At 43.5% G+C, this 20,391-nt stretch carries 16 protein-coding genes; 5 read left to right on the top strand and 11 right to left on the bottom strand.

Annotated features, from left to right (window positions below):
- Positions 1 to 12 precede the first annotated feature (12 nt).
- The 3 genes from miaB to CCS90_RS13105 form a co-directional block, all read right to left on the bottom strand.
- Positions 13 to 1,347 carry a tRNA (N6-isopentenyl adenosine(37)-C2)-methylthiotransferase MiaB gene (gene miaB, locus CCS90_RS13115; protein WP_099020027.1) on the bottom strand — a complete coding sequence of 445 codons (1,335 nt, stop codon included), beginning with the start codon at positions 1,345 to 1,347 and terminating at the stop codon, positions 13 to 15.
- Between the two features lie 4 nt (positions 1,348 to 1,351).
- Positions 1,352 to 1,930 (bottom strand): NUDIX hydrolase, encoded by a 579-nt coding sequence (locus CCS90_RS13110; RefSeq protein ID WP_099020026.1) that lies wholly within the window; start codon positions 1,928 to 1,930, stop codon positions 1,352 to 1,354.
- A 64-nt stretch (positions 1,931 to 1,994) separates the two neighbouring features.
- A complete protein-coding gene (locus CCS90_RS13105; protein WP_099020025.1) occupies positions 1,995 to 2,723 on the bottom strand; it encodes an FKBP-type peptidyl-prolyl cis-trans isomerase in 729 nt (242 codons plus the stop codon).
- Between the two features lie 197 nt (positions 2,724 to 2,920).
- Between CCS90_RS13105 and CCS90_RS13100 the strand changes: the two genes are divergently transcribed.
- The gene (locus tag CCS90_RS13100; protein WP_099020024.1) at positions 2,921 to 3,697 is read left to right on the top strand and encodes an enoyl-CoA hydratase/isomerase family protein; all 777 of its coding nucleotides are present in this window, start codon (positions 2,921 to 2,923) and stop codon (positions 3,695 to 3,697) included.
- 70 nt (positions 3,698 to 3,767) lie between these two features.
- On the opposite strand, the gene CCS90_RS13095 is transcribed toward CCS90_RS13100, so the two are convergent.
- The 3 genes from CCS90_RS13095 to CCS90_RS13085 all read right to left on the bottom strand — a co-directional run bounded on the left by CCS90_RS13095 (position 3,768) and on the right by CCS90_RS13085 (position 10,203).
- Positions 3,768 to 5,792 carry an OPT family oligopeptide transporter gene (locus tag CCS90_RS13095; protein WP_099020023.1) on the bottom strand — a complete coding sequence of 675 codons (2,025 nt, stop codon included), beginning with the start codon at positions 5,790 to 5,792 and terminating at the stop codon, positions 3,768 to 3,770.
- A 142-nt stretch (positions 5,793 to 5,934) separates the two neighbouring features.
- Positions 5,935 to 9,039 (bottom strand): efflux RND transporter permease subunit, encoded by a 3,105-nt coding sequence (locus tag CCS90_RS13090; protein ID WP_099020022.1) that lies wholly within the window; start codon positions 9,037 to 9,039, stop codon positions 5,935 to 5,937.
- A 3-nt stretch (positions 9,040 to 9,042) separates the two neighbouring features.
- Positions 9,043 to 10,203: an efflux RND transporter periplasmic adaptor subunit gene (locus CCS90_RS13085; RefSeq protein ID WP_099020021.1), complete on the bottom strand. Its 1,161-nt coding sequence runs from the start codon at positions 10,201 to 10,203 to the stop codon at positions 9,043 to 9,045.
- Positions 10,204 to 10,389: 186 nt separating this feature from the next.
- On the opposite strand from CCS90_RS13085, the gene CCS90_RS13080 reads away from it, so the two are divergent.
- On the top strand, positions 10,390 to 11,016 hold the full coding sequence (locus tag CCS90_RS13080; protein WP_162846913.1) for a TetR family transcriptional regulator: 627 nt from the start codon (positions 10,390 to 10,392) through the stop codon (positions 11,014 to 11,016).
- A 22-nt stretch (positions 11,017 to 11,038) separates the two neighbouring features.
- Here the strand turns inward: CCS90_RS13080 and CCS90_RS13075 are convergent, their stop codons facing one another.
- Complete coding sequence (locus tag CCS90_RS13075) at positions 11,039 to 11,254, bottom strand: hypothetical protein (protein WP_099020019.1); 216 nt, start codon at positions 11,252 to 11,254, stop codon at positions 11,039 to 11,041.
- Between the two features lie 64 nt (positions 11,255 to 11,318).
- Entirely contained in the window at positions 11,319 to 11,492 is a 174-nt protein-coding gene (locus CCS90_RS14965; protein ID WP_162846914.1) for a hypothetical protein, read from the bottom strand.
- Positions 11,493 to 11,648: 156 nt separating this feature from the next.
- Between CCS90_RS14965 and uvrA the strand changes: the two genes are divergently transcribed.
- The 3 genes from uvrA (at position 11,649) to CCS90_RS13060 (ending at position 16,577) form a co-directional block, all read left to right on the top strand.
- On the top strand, positions 11,649 to 14,483 hold the full coding sequence (uvrA, locus tag CCS90_RS13070; protein WP_099020018.1) for an excinuclease ABC subunit UvrA: 2,835 nt from the start codon (positions 11,649 to 11,651) through the stop codon (positions 14,481 to 14,483).
- Positions 14,484 to 14,531: 48 nt separating this feature from the next.
- Complete coding sequence (locus CCS90_RS13065; RefSeq protein ID WP_099020017.1) at positions 14,532 to 15,266, top strand: TMEM175 family protein; 735 nt, start codon at positions 14,532 to 14,534, stop codon at positions 15,264 to 15,266.
- Positions 15,267 to 15,347: 81 nt separating this feature from the next.
- Entirely contained in the window at positions 15,348 to 16,577 is a 1,230-nt protein-coding gene (locus CCS90_RS13060) for a hypothetical protein (RefSeq protein ID WP_099020016.1), read from the top strand.
- A gap of 65 nt (positions 16,578 to 16,642) precedes the next feature.
- Here CCS90_RS13060 and CCS90_RS13055 read toward each other — a convergent pair whose 3' ends face one another.
- From CCS90_RS13055 to CCS90_RS13045, 3 genes are all read right to left on the bottom strand, one after another.
- On the bottom strand, positions 16,643 to 17,356 hold the full coding sequence (locus CCS90_RS13055) for a response regulator (protein ID WP_218961666.1): 714 nt from the start codon (positions 17,354 to 17,356) through the stop codon (positions 16,643 to 16,645).
- A gap of 127 nt (positions 17,357 to 17,483) precedes the next feature.
- Complete coding sequence (pruA, locus tag CCS90_RS13050; protein ID WP_099020015.1) at positions 17,484 to 19,112, bottom strand: L-glutamate gamma-semialdehyde dehydrogenase; 1,629 nt, start codon at positions 19,110 to 19,112, stop codon at positions 17,484 to 17,486.
- A 64-nt stretch (positions 19,113 to 19,176) separates the two neighbouring features.
- Positions 19,177 to 20,283, bottom strand: coding sequence for a GGDEF domain-containing protein (locus CCS90_RS13045; protein WP_099020014.1), 1,107 nt, complete (start codon positions 20,281 to 20,283; stop codon positions 19,177 to 19,179).
- Between the last annotated feature and the right edge of the window lie 108 nt (positions 20,284 to 20,391).

Below are 20,391 nucleotides of genomic sequence, written 5' to 3'. Positions count from 1 at the left end.
TGCTCTTTTATTTCATTCATCATTGATTAGAATACGACCTCTTAATGAGTTTCTTAAAGCTTCGGTGATGACCACATCGACCATTTCACCTACCAAACGTTTGGGGCCAGCAAAGTTGACCACACGGTTGTTTTCTGTTTTACCAGACAATTCTTCATCAGACCACTTAGAGGTGCCTTCGACCAGTATTCTCTGGGTGCTGCCTACCATTTCTTGGCTGATTTTGGCCGCCATTTCATTGATGGTGGCTTGTAATTTTTGCAAGCGGGCTTTTTTCTCTTCCATAGACACCAAATCAGGCATCGAAGAGGCCGGTGTCCCAGGCCGCGCTGAATAAATAAAGCTGAATGATTGATCAAAGCCAATGTCTGTGATTAATTTGATGGTGTCATCAAAATCCTTGGCAGTCTCACCAGGAAATCCTACGATAAAATCAGAAGACAAACTGATGTCAGGCCTGACTTCACGTAATTTACGAATCTTCTGTTTGTATTCCAAAGCGGTGTGTCCCCGTTTCATCATTGACAAAACGCGATCAGAACCACTCTGTACTGGCAAGTGTAGGTAGTTGGCCAACTCTGGTACATCACGGAATGCTTCAATCAAGCCATCGGTGAATTCAACGGGATGTGAAGTGGTGAAACGAATGCGCTCAATGCCTTCAATGGCAGCCACATAGTGAATCAACAACGCCAAATCAACAATGTCACCATCATGTGATAAGCCCCTGTAGGCATTGACATTCTGTCCCAATAAGTTAACTTCCTTTACGCCTTGTTCGGCCAATTGCATGATTTCAGACAGCACACCATCCATTGGACGTGACATTTCTTCACCACGGGTATAGGGCACCACACAAAACGAACAGTATTTACTGCATCCTTCCATGATTGAAACAAAGGCAGATGGACCGTCTTTACGGGGTTTAGGTAAGTTATCGAACTTTTCAATTTCAGGAAATGAAATGTCTACCTGCGGCTTTTGTTGTTTATTGCGCTCATTCAACAATTCTGGCAATCGATGAATGGTTTGTGGCCCAAACACCAAATCCACATAAGGCGCTCGCTTGATGATGGCTTCCCCTTCTTGTGAAGCGACACAGCCACCCACTCCAATGATGACATCTGGATTTTTCTCTTTGATTTTGCGCCAACGGCCTAATTGAGAAAATACTTTTTCTTGTGCTTTTTCACGGATTGAACAGGTGTTGATCAAAATCACATCAGCATCTTCTTCCACATCAGTGATGCTTAAGCCATGCGACTTCAGCAACACGTCTTGCATCTTGTCAGAATCGTATTCATTCATCTGACAACCATGTGTTCTTATAAAAACTTTACCACTCATAAGCTTATTTATTTATTCTATCGACTAATTGTACAATGATTTGTGCAGTTAAGCCCCAAATCACATCACCTTTGTAATCAAAAACATAGTAATGTCGATCACCAAAAGGTGTCTTCACTTTGTTTTTAACCCGGTTGTCTCGATTTTGGAAAAACGAGAACGGTACACCAAAGGCCCTATCTACTTCATTTTCATCAATCACCAGCTGTGAAACGTCCTTGATTTCGCCAACAAATGGCGTGACATGAAAGCCACTGATTGATGCAATTCCATCTAAAAACCCCCACACATCAACCAAGCCAGCTTCAATCCCAATTTCTTCATGGGTCTCGCGCAAAGCGGTTTGTTTGATGTTTTTATCATGGGCTTCATAACCACCACCCGGAAAACTGACTTGCCCAGAATGGTGTTTTAAATCGGCATTCCTCTGCGTCAACAAGACCCAAGGCTCATTCTGTTTCCAATAAAATGGAAACAACACCGCTGCCGCGCGTTCCATCTCGCCAGGCGCACCTGTCCACAGGTCTTCGTCAATCAAACTTTGATTGAGGTGCGGCTTAACTTTTTGACTGAAATTTTCCATGGCAGAAAGCAAAAAAGGCAAGTTCTGCAACTTGCCTCTTCGATCTTTACAGTGTCAGCTGTATTTATTTGATTTCAAGTAAGTGCACATCAAAAACCAAAACTTCATTAGGCCCGATAGGACCTTGTCCTTTCACACCGTATGCCATTTCTGGTGGGATAAATACTTGCCATTTATCGCCTGCTTTCATCATTGGAATGATTTCTCTCCAACCTGGCATGCCAATTTGTTTCATGTCCATTTCTAATGGCTGACCATTTTTGTAAGTGCTGTCAAATTCTTGGTAGTTATCGAACACTTCTGTGCCGATTAATTTACCACTGTAATGAACCTTAACAGTGTTGTCTAAACTGGCGTTTTTACCTGAACCAGCTTCGATCACACGGTATTGAATACCTGAGGCCAATTCCTTGATGCCTGTTTTAGATCTGTTTTGTGCCAAAAAGTCGTCACTGCGTTTTTGACTTTGGGCAGCCATGGCCAAATATTCTTCACGTTGGAACAATTGCAGTTTTTGTTGGTAATTGGCGTATGCAGTAGCCATCGCCTCTTTATCGATGCTTGGCTCACTTTTGGCGGCACCTTCTTTCAAGCCTTTGATGGCTTGGTCAATATCAACATCAAAAGCACTGCCTTCACGGCCAGCCATTTGCAAACCCATGCGAAAACCGATGGCATAAGAAGCAGCAGCCTTGTCAAACGTGATGTCTGCGCTTTTTGGTATTGCTTGTTCTGTTTGAGCTACAGCGATAAATGCTGTGGTCAAAAACATCAATGTAATTAATTTTTTCATTCAAAACCTCTTAACAAATTCAGCCGCGTATTGTACGTCAGGCATTAGAGTTAAACAAGACAAGCGAGTAACTAATAAGTTCATTTAATCCACGGATCAACGCCGAATGAGCCTTGATTTAACAAAAACATAATGAATTGAGGCCAGACCGTGTTTGTTGGTATAATTTCACTTCCTTAAAATCAATCTAATCAATCATGGCCAACGTCCTATCACAGCTTGAAAACAACATCTTAACCATCACCATCAATCGACCTGATAAATTGAATGCTTTAAACCAAGCCACCTTAAAGGAATTAGACACCATCATCCAAGGTGCGGCGGATGATGACAACGTCGCTTGTATCGTCATCACTGGTTCTGGTGATAAAGCGTTTGTTGCCGGTGCGGACATATCCGAATTGGCCACCACTGATGCCATGACCGGTATGAAATTTGCCCGTTTTGGTCAATCCGTGTTCAATCACATTGAAAACTGTGGCAAGCCGGTCATCGCGGCCGTCAACGGTTTTGCTTTGGGTGGCGGCTGTGAACTGGCCATGGCTTGTCATTTAAGAATCGCCTCTGACAATGCCAAATTTGGCCAACCAGAAATCAAATTGGGCGTCATACCTGGATTTGGTGGCACCCAACGCTTGACTCGATTGGTCGGCAAAAGCAAATCCATGGAAATGAATTTATTGGGAGACATGGTTTCAGCTGACAAAGCCGAACACATCGGCCTGATTAATTGGGTGGTACCCCAAGGTGAGTTAATGGCATCAGTCACGCAAGTGGCACAGCAGTTGGCTGCCTCTGCGCCAATTGCTTTGAGCATGACCATAGATGCCATCAACAAAGGCCTGGAATGCGCCCTACCTGATGCTTTGGATTATGAAGTCAAAGCCTTTGGTATTTGCTGTGCTTCAGCAGACAAAAATGAAGGCACCAGCGCATTTTTAGAAAAGCGCAAAGCCAAATTCCAAGGCAAATAAAGCCATAATAATCATTAAATGAAAACCAAAAAAGGGCGTTTAAAACGCCCTTTTTACCGGCTGTAATCGCTTAACTGCGCTGAACTTTGTTGTATATGTAGTAAATAACAGCAACAAACACGGCCACACCACACCACCAAGCCCCACTGAATGTCAGGAATGGCACCATGCCTTGGAAGCTGACCGCAGCCACTGCCACCAATACACCCATCAGGGCTTCTCCAGTGATTAAACCTGATGCCAATAACAAACCACTGGATTCTTTGACTTGTTGTTTCTCAGTCGATTGTTGGGCCGCTTTTTTCTTCAATAGGTGCGCCAATATACCACCAATGAAAATCGGTACTGACAAACCCAAGGGTAGATACACGCCCACCGCCACTGCCAAAACTGGAAAACGGAAACTTGAACCGCGTTTCTCTTGAATTTTATCCAAGACAATCAATACCACAGCCAAGCCAAATCCAATAAAGATGAAACCCCATTCAATACCGGCGCCAAAAATACCGCTGGCCAATGCTTGCATCAATCCCGCTTGTGGCGCTGCCAACATGGTTGCACTTGGATTTATTGGTGACACACGACCAATGCCATAACCTTGGTCAAGTATGTTCAAGACAAATGGAATCACCAAGGCGGCTGCGACCACACCCACGACTTGAAACACCTGCTGTTTCCAAGGAGTTGCCCCGACCACATGACCACATTTAAGGTCTTGCATGTTATCGCCAGCAATGGCTGCCGCCGAACAAATCAAGCCAGCCAAAAATATAACGGCTATGGGGCCTAAGGTGGCAGCCATGCCATCATTGCCCATCAACTGTAACAAAATCAGGGCAGAGACAATGACGGTTGCAATGGTCACACCTGAAATCGGATTGTTTGATGAGCCGACCAAGCCAGCCATGTAACCGGCCACCGAAGCAAAAATAAAACCAAACACCAACATCAACACAGTCATAACCGCTGCGATGAAGTTCGCATCAGGATAAACCCCCAGTGCATTTTTGAAGATTAAAAATACCGGAACAATGGCGACCAATACCACGATGCCAACAAAGTGAATCGGCGTATCAAATTCAGTTCTTGCTAGACCACCACCCTCGCCTTTGCTGTCTTTGTAGGCTTTGATACTGGCTGCCACACCTTGCCACAAGGGTTTGGCCAAACTGATCAGTGACCACAATCCACCTATCATCATTGCACCCACACCAATGCGTCGACAATTTTGCCACGACTGACCGGCAATTTGTCCCCATTCTGCCGAGCTCAATTCGGCCATTGATTTGGCTGAATCAATGCCAGTGGCTAACATGATGGCATCACCATTAAAGGCCCAATTCAATGGCACCCCAATTAAAGTACCCAGGGCACCACCTAAAAACACCAAAAACGCAATGTTTAAACCAACAATATAACCCACACCCAACAAGGCAGGACTCAAAGTTACATCGCCCATAAACAGGTATTTACCGCCAAAAAATGCTTTGGTTGCGGAAACACCAGAAGCCAATACACCTAAACCAGATTCAAGCAGTTTAACCACCCCACCGATCAAGGCGCCTTTTAACAAAGTGGCAAAGCCAGCATCTGCAATTTTATTGGCAATTTTCTTGCTGCGGTCATTTTCAATCCCACCAGTCTGCAAAACGGCTGCGGTGGCGACGCCTTCTGGAAACTTTAACTTGGCTTCAACAATCAAGGCTCGACGCAATGGAATGGTGAATGCCACACCCAAAATACCACCAACAATTGCAATCGCTACCATCGGTCCATATTCGTAACCTGCCCATGCTTTCATCATCACCAAAGCAGGAATGGTGAATATAATGCCAGCCACCAACGACTCACCGGCCGATGCAGCAGTCTGTACCATGTTGTTTTCTAAGATGGTCGATCGCTTGAACATACGCAATAAACCCATTGAAACCGCAGCAGCCGGAATCGAAGCTGAAACCGTTAAACCCACCAACAAACCAATGTAAGCATTGGCCGCTGCCAACACCATCGATAACAAGGCACCTAAAATCAGTGCTTTGATGGTTAATTCTGCAATGTTTCTGTCAGCGGAAACCACTGGTTGATCTGACTTCATACCTGATACCCCTTTATTTTTTTGTTATGAATGCCAATGATTATAACTAAAAACAGTGGCCGCCAGAATGAATTCTTTCCTGACAAAAACGCCCGAATCATTCGCATGAAACGGGCGCCAAAAAGGTCAAACTTGTGGGTAATTAATCTTTTTGTTTTCTGAATACTTTTTGAACCAACACATAAAACATGGGAACAAACAAAATAGCCAGCACTGTTGATGCAATCATGCCACCCATCACTGCGATGCCTATGGCATTTTGACTGGCGGCACCTGCGCCACTGGACAGTGCCAAAGGTGTAACCCCCAAGATAAAGGCCAGTGATGTCATGATGATGGGTCTGAATCGCTGCTTGGCTGCTGTCGCCACCGCTTCCAACAATTCGACACCTTGGTCTTTCAATTCTTTGGCAAATTCGACAATCAAAATGGCGTTCTTCGATGCCAAGCCAACGGTGGTTAACAGCGCCACTTGAAAATACACATCATTGGACAAACCAAACATACGACTGGCTATCACCGCACCTAAAATGCCCAAGGGCACCGCCAAAATAACTGCAATTGGCACCGCCCAACTTTCATACAAAGCCGCTAAACTCAAAAAGACAATCAACACAGACAAGGCATACAATGCCGGCGCTTGTGAACCACTTTGTTTTTCTTCGTAAGACAGACCTGACCAGGCCAGCTCGATGCCTTCAGGCAATTGATCAACCAAGCCTTGGACCGCATCCATGGCTTCACCGGTACTGACCCCTGGTGCTGCTGAACCTTGCACATTGACCGATGACTCGCCATTAAAGCGCTCTAATTTAGGTGAACCATAAACCCACTCAGTCTCAGCAAAGCGATTAAAAGCCACCATCTCACCTTGGTTGTTTTTTACGTACCACAAAGACAAGTCTTCTGGTTTCATTCGATGCGGCGCATCAGACTGAAGGAATACTTTTTTGATTTTTCCTTTGTCCAAGAAGTCATTGACATAGCGAGAACCCCAAGCAATTTGTAAGGTGCCATTGATGTCGCTTAATGACAAACCCATCGACGAAGCTTTTTCATTGTCTATGTTGATTTTGAATTGTGGTACATCATTTAAGCCATTGGGTCTAACCCCTACAAGTTGAGAGTTTTGTGCTGCGGCCCCAAGAAACTGATTGCGCGCATTCATCAAAGCTTCATGGCCCAAGCCGGCCTTGTCTACCAATTGAAAATCAAAACCAGAAGCATTACCAAGCTCTTGAATGGGTGGTGGAAAAAAAGCAAAAGCACTGGCGTCTTTTATTTGAGTAAAAGCACCGTATGCCTGACCAGCAATGGCAAACACACTTTGGTTGTCATCTGGTCGCAATGACCAATCTTTCAAGCGCACAAAGCCAAGGGCGGCATTTTGTGCAGCGCCACTGAAACTGAAACCAACAATGGTAAACAAATGCTCGACATTGTCACCCTGCTGTTCCAGCATATAGTCTTCAACTTGTTTCACCGACTCCAAGGTTCGCTCAGCCGTTGCTCCTGCTGGTGCATTGACCATCACGAACATCGTGCCTTGGTCTTCATCGGGTAAAAAGGATTTGGGCAAACTGATAAACACATAAGCCACGACAGCCAACAACAAACCATAAAGCAACATGAAACGCAGGATGCGTCTGGCCATGTAGGAGATGGTTTTTTCATAACCAGCTCTCAAGGCATTGAAGTGGCGGTTGAACCAACCAAAAAATCCCGTGGATTTCCTGCGATGTTCATCATGACTTTGTTTCAAGAAGGTCGCGCATAATGATGGGGATAACACCAAAGCCACCAGAACAGATAAGCCCATGGCAGATACGATGGTGATGGAAAACTGACGATAAATGGAACCGGCTGAGCCGGCAAAAAATGCCATTGGAATGAAAACCGCCGACAACACCACCGCAATACCGACCAATGCGCCAGTAATCTGTTCCATTGACTTTTTGGTGGCTTCTTTGGGTGACAATCCTTCTTCGCTCATCACCCGCTCTACGTTTTCCACCACCACAATGGCATCATCCACCAACAAGCCAATTGCCAACACCATGGCAAACATGGTCAATACGTTGATTGAAAAACCAAATGCTGAAAGGATGGCAAAAGTACCCAACAATACCACAGGAACAGCAATGGTTGGAATCAATGTGGCGCGTAAATTTTGTAAAAACAACAGCATCACAAAAAACACCAAAACCACCGCCTCGATCAATGTTTGTACCACCGAATTGATTGATAACTCAATAAAGGGTGTGCTGTCAAATGGATAAATGACTTTGACATTTTCAGGTAAGAATTTTGACAACTCGGCCACCTTGGCTTTCACTTCATTGGCTGTATCCAGGGCATTGGCACCGGTGGCCAAAGAAACGGCCAATCCCGTGGCGGGTTGACGTTTGTACCTGGCAATGGTGCCATAGGACTCTGATCCCAATTCAACCCTGGCCACATCACTTAGCCTCACTTGGCCACCATCCGTATTGACACGCAGGATGATGTTCTGAAAGTCTTCAGCTGTTTGTAACCTAGATTGAGCCGTCACTGTGGCATTGATTTGTTGTCCTTTAACCGCAGGCAAGGCACCCAGTTGACCGGCAGAAATATCGGTATTTTGTTGTCTGATGGCGTTTTGCACATCAACTGGAGTCATGTTGTAACTGAACAATTTGGCTGGATCCAACCAAATGCGCATGGCATGTTGTGAACCAAAGACAGTGACACTACCGATGCCATTGATTCTGGACAAAGGGTCTCTGAAATTCGATGCCAATATATCACCCAAATCCCCTTGAGAAACACTGCCATCTTCACTGTAAATACCAACCACCAACAAGAACGTATCGTTTGACTTGGTGACAGTGACCCCTTGGGCTTGTACTTCCTGGGGCAACAAGCTGACGGCACCCTGTACTTTGTTTTGAGTTTGCACCTGTGCAATGTCTGGATCAACACCTGGTTCAAATGTAATGTTGATACTCATAGAACCGTCTTGACTGCTTGAATTGTAATAACGCAATTGATCAATGCCGGTCAAACGCTGTTCTATCACCTGTGTGACTGCATTTTCTACAGTTTCAGCCGATGCCCCAGGATAAGCCGCTGTAATTGACACGGTCGGTGGCGCTATCTTGGGGTACTGTTCAACCGGCAAAGTACGAATCGCTAAGATGCCTGCCAACATAATAATGATGGCAATCACCCAGGCAAATACAGGTCTTTCTATAAAAAACTTGGCCATAAATTATCCCCTGAGATCCTTGGTATTTGAAACAGACTCATGGTCCCAGTTTGACACGATAACTTCAGAACCAGGCTGTAATTTTTGATAACCTTCAACCACGACCCGATCACCAGCCTTCAAGCCGGCAGTCACTATCCAAGAATTTCCTTGTGCCTTATTGACTTGAATGACCTGTGGCTTGGCCAGGTTGTCAGGCCCGACCAACCAGACAACAAGTTCTCCAGACGGGTTTCGTGTAGTGGCCCTTTGTGGCACCAATATATGCTTTTGTTGTCCCAGGTTAATCTCTGCATTAACAAACAAACCTGGCAATAAACCACCTTCGCTGTTATCCATCAGCGCACGAAGTCCTACTGAACCCGTGGTTTCGTTGACTGTGACATCTGAAAATTCTAAAACGCCGGTGAATGCCTCATACCCTTGTCCCTTTAATGCCACTTCGATTGCTGCACCAGAACTGATTTGTTGCTGTACCCACACGGATTCTGTACCGGCCACTTGCATGTCAACATAGATAGGATCCAATTGAGTGATGGTAGCTAAACTGTCTGCTTGACCAGCCGTAACCAATGCACCAACGGTTAAATTTGATTTACCAATGCGTCCAGAAATGGGTGCATAAACGTGACTATAATCCACATTTATTTGTTCCAATGCCACATTGGCTTCAGCCACTGAAATGGCTGCATTGGCTTGATCGAGTTGCGCTTCAACATCATCCAAATCTTGTTGGCTGACGGCTTTTTTCTCAATCAACAACAAAATCCGATTGTACCTGGCCTTGATGGCTTTGAAGTTGGCTTTGGCACTTTGTAAATTGGCTTTGGCACTGCGCAAATTGGCTTCATAACGGGCACCATCCAGCTGATACAATTGCTGCCCTTTTTCAACCAGTGACCCTTCTTTAAACATGCGCTGTTTAATGATTCCACTGACTTGTGGCCTCACTTGAGACTGTTTATAAGCCGCTGTTCTGCCAGGCAGCACTATTTTCATGGTGACATCTTCAGGATGGACTTCTACAGCAGTCACATTGACCTTCATGATTGTTGCCGATCCATTTTGTGGTGATTGGGTCACATTGAAATAATGGCTATAAATCCAATATCCAGCAATGGCCAACAATGTAATGATGATCAATAGGACAATCTTGTTTTTCATTTTCTAATTCTCATTGTGTAATGGGTGAACGACTTGTCTGTCTTGTTAATTCAGATATTAAGAGTCAACAATTCATGTGATTTTGCTTTTACAAACTGCTTTAAACGCAGTTATAGTTAAAAAATTTAATTATACATACATGGATGTATGTTGTCAATCAATCTGACTTCTGTTAAACTTGTCAATATGAGAAAGACCAAAGAAGAAGCACAAAAAACCAAAGAGAAAATTTTGACTGGGGCATTGGACTGTTTTTCAGAACAGGGGTATTTCAACACCTCCTTGGATGAAATAGCCAAACGAGCTGCAGTGACACGCGGTGCCATCTACTGGCACTTCAAAAACAAACCTGAAATTTTCGACGCCTTACACGGCTTGTTGCACGAACCTTTTATTCAATTGATACTAGAAGATTTGGAACATGACACCGAAGAACCCATCAGTCAATTAAAGCTGCTTTGTATCAAGCTATTAAACAACTTAGATGAAAATAAGACCAAAACACGAATCATGAAACTGTTCTTTGAATGTGACTATTCTGGACATTTGGCTCAATTCAAAAAAACCCACCAAGACAAAAAGTTAAACAGTTTGAAATTATTTGAACAATATTTTGAAAGGGCCATACAAAGGAAACAACTGAACCCAAAGACCGATCCTCAAATACTGACTTTAACCTTACATTGTTTTTTAAAAGGCCTTTTGTTTGAGTACCTCAGTGGGCTTGAACTGATCAACATTAAAAAGGATGGGACAAAACTCATCAACCAATTTTTTGAAGGTCTCAATCAATGTCATAAAGCCAAACCATGAATCAGAAGATGGATTTAATCAATCAGTATTTTAAAACTTCAAACACGGCGCCCCAAGCAGCACATATTTCTTGAATTTCTGCCTCCGTTTCTTGCTCATCCACATCGACCAGGGTTAAGTACAATTGCCCTCCTTTGCTGATGATTTGGTCAAAGCCAGACAGGTCATATAAGCGCGAAAAAAAGATATTTTCATCTTCTTTGCACCTGAAAACTGGAACCGCTATTTTTACCAACATAAATTAATTAATAACCCTTGATTCAGCACTTATTCTGATTGATCTTAAGCTGTGAATAGATGGATCAATCCATTTTAGATTTTTTTGACTGTCTGCTTTTTAAAAATTTAAACCAAAACCACGATTCAACCACCACTGCCGCAGCAAACAAAACAAAAGTGCCGGTTTTAAAGCCTGCCGCATATAGCGCCAAAGCAAATAAGGCCAAAGCAAACAGTACCAATGATTTTCGACTCATATTTCAGTCCAAATGAATGATTATAACCCATACATATTATCCGTTCATGGCTTGTCAATCAATACATGGGGCACTGAATACAAATATATTTAATTTACCCACATGCCGTTCACCTATTTTAGTTAAAATGATGGGTTTGATTGACTCTTGACCAACATGAAAACAATCTCGCTACGCGGCGTCAGAACGCACAACCTAAAAAACATAGATATCGACCTACCCCGTGATAAATTCATTGTGATCACCGGCTTATCGGGTTCGGGCAAATCCTCACTGGCTTTCGACACCATTTATGCCGAAGGACAACGTCGTTATGTGGAGTCCTTATCGGCATACGCCCGTCAATTTTTATCGATGATGGACAAACCCGATTTAGACCACATCGAAGGTTTATCTCCTGCGATATCAATTGAACAAAAATCCACTTCTCACAACCCCCGGTCTACCGTCGGCACCATCACAGAGATCTATGATTACCTGCGATTACTGTATGCCAGGATAGGCACCCCTCGGTGTCCGGATCACGGTATTTCATTGGAAGCACAAGAAGTGTCTGAGATGGTGGACAAAGTCCTGGCCCTGGATGAAGGACGCAAACTCATGTTGTTGGCGCCGGTGGTACGCAATCGGAAAGGTGAACATGTTCTGTTGTTAGAACAACTTCGTGGCAGTGGTTTTGTCAGGGTGCGCATTGATGGCGCCATGTACAACATTGACGACTTACCACAATTGAATCCCAAACAAAAACACCACATTGAAGCTGTGGTTGATCGTTTCAAAGTCAAAGCAGGCATCACCCAGCGCTTGGCGGAATCTTTTGAAACGGCGCTGTCGCTTTCTGAAGGCTTGGCCATGGTGGTTTCATTTGATGAAGCCAAGGATGAAGAACCCATAGAGATGTTGTTCAGTTCATTGTTTTCCTGTTCGGTTTGTAATTACTCCCTCAGTGAACTCGAACCCAGGTTGTTTTCATTCAATTCACCCAATGGGGCTTGTTCTGAATGTGATGGTTTGGGTGTGAGTCAATTTTTTGATCCAGAACGCATTATATTGAATAAGTCTTTATCAATGGCTGACGGCGCGGTCCGTGGTTGGGATAAACGCAATGGCTGGTATTTTCAATTGTTACAAGCGGTGGCCAAAAACTATGATTTTGACGTCAATACACCATTAGAAGACTTGCCACAAAAAATTCAAGATGTGTTGTTTTTCGGCAGCGGTGATAAAAACATCAAATTCACCTATTACAGCGACAAAGGCCAGTACGAACGCAACCATCCTTTTGAAGGCATTGCGAATAACATGAAGCGACGCTACCAAGAAACAGAATCATCCATGGTGCGTGAAGAACTGAATAAATACATCAGCAAAAAGGCCTGCCCGTCTTGTGAAGGCCAAAGACTGAACCGCAGTGCACGCAATGTATTCATTAATGATGTGCCCTTGCCGAAGATCAACGCTTTGTCAATTGCCGGTGCATTGAAACATTTTGAAGAGATTAAATTAACTGGACAAAAGGCGCAAATTGCTGAAAAAATCATCAAGGAAATCAAAGAACGATTGAGTTTCCTGGTCAATGTGGGTTTGAACTACTTAACAGTCGATCGCAAAGCCGATTCCTTGTCAGGTGGTGAAGCACAAAGGATTCGGTTGGCTTCACAAATTGGAGCCGGTTTGGTTGGGGTGATGTATGTATTGGATGAGCCATCGATTGGGTTACACCAAAGAGACAATGAAAAATTATTGAAAACCTTGGTTAATTTAAAAAACTTAGGCAACACCGTTATCGTGGTAGAACACGATGAAGATGCTGTCAGGATGGCAGATTTTGTGGTCGACATTGGACCTGGTGCAGGTGTACATGGTGGCAATATTGTGGCTCAAGGCACCCCCGAACAAATCTGTAATAACCCCAACTCCATCACCGGACAATACCTCACAGGCAAACTGAAAATTGACATCCCGAAAAAACGTTTGCCGGTCGATAAAGACAAAATGTTTAAACTGTACGGGGCCAGCGGCAATAACCTCAAAAAGGTCGACATAGAAATTCCCACCGGATTATTAACTTGTATCACCGGGGTATCTGGTTCAGGCAAATCCACCCTAATCAATGAAACCGTCTACAAAGTGCTGGCCAATCATTTGAACCGAGCTTCTCACCAAGCGCAGAAATACGAACGCTTTGAAAACATAGACTTGTTTGACAAAGTGGTCGACATTGATCAAAAACCCATTGGACGAACACCCAGATCCAATCCTGCCACTTATACACAATTATTTGGCCCCATCAGAGACCTGTTTTCCAACACCCCAGAAGCCAGAACCCGAGGTTATAAACCTGGGCGGTTCAGTTTCAATGTAAAAGGCGGCCGCTGTGAAGCCTGTCAGGGCGATGGATTGCTTAAAGTTGAAATGCACTTCTTACCAGATGTATATGTAACTTGCGACACCTGTAAAGGCAAAAGGTACAACAGGGAAACCCTTGATGTTCAATATAAAGGCAAAAATATATATCAAGTACTGAACATGACCGTTGAAGATGCCCTGCCATTCTTTTCTGCGATTCCCACCATTGCGACCAAATTGCAAACATTGTTGGATGTGGGCTTGAGCTACATCACTTTGGGACAAAATGCCACCACCCTGTCTGGCGGTGAAGCCCAGCGAGTTAAACTGGCCAAAGAATTATCGAAACGTGACACGGGCAAAACCGTTTATATATTGGATGAACCCACCACTGGCTTGCATTTTGCTGACATCAAACAATTATTGAAAGTTTTGCATCGACTGCGCGACAATGGCAACACCATCATGGTGATAGAACACAACTTGGATGTCATTAAGACCGCCGACTGGGTCATAGACTTAGGCCCTGAAGGCGGCAATGGTGGCGGTGAAATCATTGCCACTGGCACACCCGAGGATTTGGTTAAGGTGAAAAAAAGCCATACGGGTGCATTCTTAAAATCAGTTCTGGCAAAAGATTAAGCAGATTATGGACCCAAATCAACTTTGGTTTAGGCTACAATTAATAACATGCAAGCATTGAAAGACGAGTTCCTGGCCGATTGTCCAACAGAAAAAGGTTTTCGCCAGCGCGGCATGAACATGACTCGAATTGAGGTGTTTGTCGATGCCGCCTTTGCTTTTGCGGTGACCATGCTGGTCATTTCAATTGACCAAATTCCACGAAGCGTGCCCGAACTGATAGAAATATCAAAATACATACCTGGATTTGTTTTGAGTGTGGCGCAACTGGTTTTTGTTTGGCATTCTCACGCCACCTGGAGCAAGCAATTTGGCCTAGAAGATGGCAAGACTGTGTTCTTATCCAGCAGTTTGTTGGTAGTCATGTTGATATTCATTTATCCCTTGAAAATGATGTTTCAGGGTTTATTTGCCTGGCTCACTGATGGCTATTTACCCAGCCAGTATAATTTAAGTAACTATGATGAGTTGAGGATATTGTTCTTATATTTTGCTGCTGGTTTTTTTCTTATCTCGCTGATCTTTTTGGCGCTGTATAAGCATGCTTTGAACCGTCAAAAGGAATTAAAACTGTCTGACTATGAAATGTTCCATACCCGCACAGAAATCATGATGCGATTGAATATGATGACCGTCTGTGCTTTGGCATTCATTTTCCCCATGCTGGTATCAGATCAATGGCTGCCGCTGACTGGATTTACTTATGCCTTGCTTGGCCCCAGCAGCTATCTACTGTACAAACATCGGGACAAAAAATGGCAACAGATAAACCAATCGCCCTAATCACCCTCAATCAGGACTTTTGTTACATGTAATTCAAGCAAGAGTCTGACATAATCATTAAAGTTAACAAGTAAATACAACATGAAAAAATTAATCCAACTGGGCCTACTCTCAACTGCCTTTTCAATATGGGCTGCCAACCCCGAGCCAGTCATCTATGGTACTGCTACCGAAACCAATGGGAAGCAAGTCACCGGCACCATTCGCTGGGGCGACCAAGAAGCTTTTCTGAGCGATGTCTATAATGGCAACAAAATAGCGACCATAGGTGTCGAACATTTGACTGACGATGAAAAAGAAGCCCTAGAAGACCATCAACCCGGTCCTCAAGCAAGAATTGGCGGTTTACAGGTCACCTTCAAGTCATTTTTTGGTAAAGAAATTAAGCGACCTTATTTCAACCTGCCCTTTGGTTCAATCGCCAAACTTACGATTGATGAAAGCAAGGATTTATATCAAGCCACTTTACATGATGGCACCGTCATAAAATCACACAATGACACCAATGACTTATCCGATGAGGTTTATTTTTTAACCCCAGAAGGCGACACCATCGAATATGACTTGGATGAATTGTCTTCCATAGAATTTTCTAAAGCACCTGATGATGCCAAAAGGTTTGATCAAGCCATATACGGCACCATCACTTCCGACTTGGGTACTTTAAAAGGCCGAGTGATGTGGGACAAGGATGAGCGCATGGTCAGCGAAAAACTGGATGGGCATGAAAATGGCCAAGAATATAACCTCAAGTTTTCTGAGATCAGAAGCATCGAACGCAAAGGCAATAAATCGAAGGTGGAATTGCTGGATGGTACGGTTTTGATGTTAGGAGACACCAATGACGTTGACAATGGTAACCGGGGCATTTGGCTGGACAATCCCAACCATGGCAGAATTGAAATCAGATGGGCTCAATTTCAAAAATTAACCATTCAAGAAGTGGATGTTGAATGGATGGATTTCGATGACTATCAAGCCATCCAATCACCACTTAAAGGACTGATCACACTGAAGGATGAATCGACTGTCGTTGCTGAAACCATGGCCTTTGACCTGAACCAACAAAGTCCTTTTGAAATGTTAGATTCTGATGTCGATGAGTCAAATCGGCATATCCCATTCAAAAACATCAAGAAACTCACTCGAGTCAACGATTCAGGGGTGGAATTAACGCTGCATGATGATACAAAAATATTTGCTTATGGTAACCGCAGTGTTTCTCGAGACAACAACGGTGTGATGGTTAAAACAAGCGACCAACACCAATGGATTCGTTGGGCTGACATTGAATCGATTGCATTTAACTGAATCCAACTCAAATAAAAAAGCCACTTTAATCCAGTGGCTTTTTTAATCCCTATCCTCATAACAAGCTAACTGGCTAATTTATAACCAACACCCCTGACCGTTTGTATCCATTGGTCCTTGTTGTGGGTTTTTAACGCCTTACGTAAGCGCAGCACATGAACATCTACAGTGCGGTCTTCAACAAAAGTGTTGCGACCCCAAATATGATTCAAAATATGTTCTCTGGCCAATAGTTTATTGGGATTTTGTAGAAACAATTTCAACAACTTAAATTCAGTCAAACTCAAATTGATAGCCACCCCATCAATTTTCACTTCATGGGCATCCGAATTCATAACAATACCTTGAAATTCCAAACTCTGAATTAATTCGAAGCCTTTGGATCGACGTAAATGCGCCCTGATTCTGGCCATAAGTTCGAGCATGGAAGCCGGTTTAGTCAGGTAATCATCAGCCCCTCGTTCCAGCCCCTTGACCTTATCGGCCTCCTCGGCCCTGGCAGTTAACATGATGATCGGCACATCTTTGATCACATCATCGCGGCGAATCATGTCTATCAATTCAATACCGCTCATATCAGGCAACCCCCAATCAATAACGATTAAATCAGGATTGACTTGGTTCAACTGTTCTAATGCTTCATGTCCTGAAGCGGCTTTGAATGTTGCAAAGCCTTCCCTGCGCAATGAAAAAGCCATCATTTCACGTATGGCCATGTCGTCTTCAACAATCAATATGTTGTTATTCATTTCGGAAGAATTGTCTGTTAAAGTCGCCATGATAAGTAAATATTATGACAGCTTAGTGACAGCATTGTCATCAATTTGTTTTATTGTCATCTTTGACATCAAAACCCACAAGCACCAAAGGCCGCAGAGGCGGCCTTTGGTGACATGATCCATTCAATTAGCCTAAAAACGGATAACGATAATCAGTTGGTGTAACGAAAGTTTCCTTGATGGTTCTTGGTGACAACCAACGGTATAAATTCAAAGCACTGCCTGCTTTGTCGTTGGTTCCTGAAGCACGTCCACCGCCAAACGGCTGTTGACCCACCACAGCTCCAGTTGGTTTATCATTGATATAAAAATTACCCGCTGCATTCCTTAAACGATCTGCCATGTGATTAATCATGAATCGATCTTGCGCAAAAATAGCACCGGTCAAAGCATAGATTGATCCTTGGTCACACAATTCCAAGGTATCCTCAAAGTCTGCTTCAGCATAGACATAAATGGTTAATACCGGACCAAATATTTCTTCTTGCATGGTTTTAAATTGCGGATTACTGGTTACGATGACTGTGGGTTCTACAAAATAACCTTCAGATTTATCGCAAACCCCACCAACAACAATTTCAGCATCGGCAGCATTTGAGGCAAAATCCACATATGATTTTATTTTGTCAAAAGAGCGTTCATCAATGACTGCATTGATGAAATTACCGAAATCACGGGTACTTCCCATCTTGAATGATTTGACGTCTTCAACCAATTGGGCCTTAACTTCTGGCCAGATGGCTGATGGAATGTATGCACGAGAAGCGGCTGAACACTTTTGTCCCTGGTACTCAAAAGCCCCACGAGCCAATGCAGTGGCCACCGCAATCGGATTGGCAGACTCATGGGCAAAGACAAAATCTTTACCACCAGTTTCACCAACCAACCTCGGGTAAGAGTGATAACGACCTATGTTTCCACCCACTTCAGCAAAAATATGTTGGAATGTAGGTGTCGACCCAGTGAAGTGAACACCCGCCAAATCAGGTCTGGGTAACAAAGCAGCACCAGCCACTGGTCCGTCTGCAGCCACCATATTAATCACACCATCAGGCAAGCCTGCCTCTTTAAACACCTGCATGATGATATAAGCAGACAACATTTGTGTGCCCGAAGGCTTCCAAACCACCACATTCCCCAACATCGCAGGGGTGGCCGGTAAATTACCAGCAATTGCCGTAAAATTAAACGGTGTAATGGCCATCACAAATCCTTCCAACGGACGCCAGTCCAATTGATTCCAAACACCGGGAGATGAAACCGGTTGTTGTTCCATGATTTGTTGGTAAAAATAGGCATTGAACCGCAAAAAATCAATCAACTCACAAGCTGCATCAATTTCAGCTTGAAAACAGTTTTTCGATTGCCCATGCATGGTGGCTGCATTGATGATGTTGCGGTAAGGGCCTGCCAACAAATCTGCTGCCTTTAAAAACACTGCGGCGCGAGATTGCCATGGCAAGGCCGCCCAATCTTTTTGGGCTTTGATGGCTGCGTCTGCTGCCTGATTCAACTCTTGATGGCCACCCACATGCGCCTGACCCAAGACATGACTGTGATCATGTGGCATGACTACATTTTCAACTTGTCCGGTTCTGACTTCTTGGCCACCGATGAAACAGGGTATGTCCGCTTGTTGAGCAGCCATGTGGTCCATGGTACTTTGTAAGGACAGGGTTTCAGCACTGCCTGGTCGGAATTCACTGATGGGTTCATTTTTAACTGCTGGAGTTTGTGGGATGTTGGCGCTGATCATGGGACAAATCTCGTAAAAAATGTGAATTATACGGATTTATCTGCTATTGAGCAAAACCATCCCATTAATTTGCTTCAGGTTCAGCAAAGCAAATAGAATTGTTGTTTGAAGACTTGGCTTGATACATGGCTCGATCAGCAGCCCGTTTTAAATCATGGAATTTTTTTCCGTGTTCGCCAAACAAAGCGATACCAACACTCACCCCAACAGACAGGTGTTTTCCTCTGAATTTAAAGGTACTAGAAACTTCAGAAACAATGCGCTCAGCCTTATCAATCAATTCATCTTTTGACTTAAAGGTGTTTAACAGCACCATAAACTCATCACCACCTAAGCGACAGGCAAATCCCGCTGACCTCACCTCTTTACTCAACTTATTGGCCACATGGATCAAACAAATGTCTCCTGCATCATGTCCGTATTGATCAAGCACCAACTTGAACTTATCAATATCCAGAAACAACATCGCCAAGTGTTTGTTATTTTGATAATCACTGGCCAAAAAAGCATCGAATTGACTCATGCACAATTTAATCAACGGCAAGCCGGTTAAAAAATCATGGTTGGCCAAGTGTTCAATTTCTTTTTTTTGTTCCATCACTTCAAACAACAATTGATTCATGTTGTTTCGGTATTTATAGATTGAAATCGGTAAAAAAAGCAGCAGGTTGGCCAAACAAATGATATAGACAACCCAATGTTCAACATTCATGAATATGACATTGGCATCAGGTGACAAAGACAAATAGCCATTGTGAAAAGCATAAGCAGCCCATGAAATAAACACCAAAACCAAGCCAGCAAAAAACAGTATGACGGCTTGCTTGTAAAAACAAGCCAAAAGCATGACAGTCATGGGTAAAAACAAAATAGCCGGTGCCATAAAACCAAATTCAAGCACCCCCAATATAGCCACTAAAACCTGTGATGCAATAAACAAAAAAACTTTGATATAGGGCGACAACCTGTTACGGAACACCGCAACCAACATGATTGCAATGTAGATGAGGATTAACATATTTTCCTTGCCACCCCAACCAGTCAGTTCTGTTCGTAGTAAAGTAAAAATAAGTGCAAAAGTAGAAAGAAACATCCAAACCAAAACCATCGAGTTCATCAGTTGATTAATCAACTTCATTTCCTCATCGATGATTGCTTTCATTTGATTCATTTAATTACTTCCACCCATTACACCAATATATCATAAATGTTACACACACCATGTTTCAATGCATATCGCATAAAAAAACCGCCAGCAAGCCGGCGGTTTTTTGTTGAA

The organism is Marinicella litoralis (genome assembly GCF_002591915.1).
In the GTDB taxonomy this organism is placed as follows: domain Bacteria; phylum Pseudomonadota; class Gammaproteobacteria; order Xanthomonadales; family Marinicellaceae; genus Marinicella; species Marinicella litoralis.
Note: the sequence above shows the minus strand (reverse complement) of the source record. Positions and strands in the feature narration are given on the sequence as shown.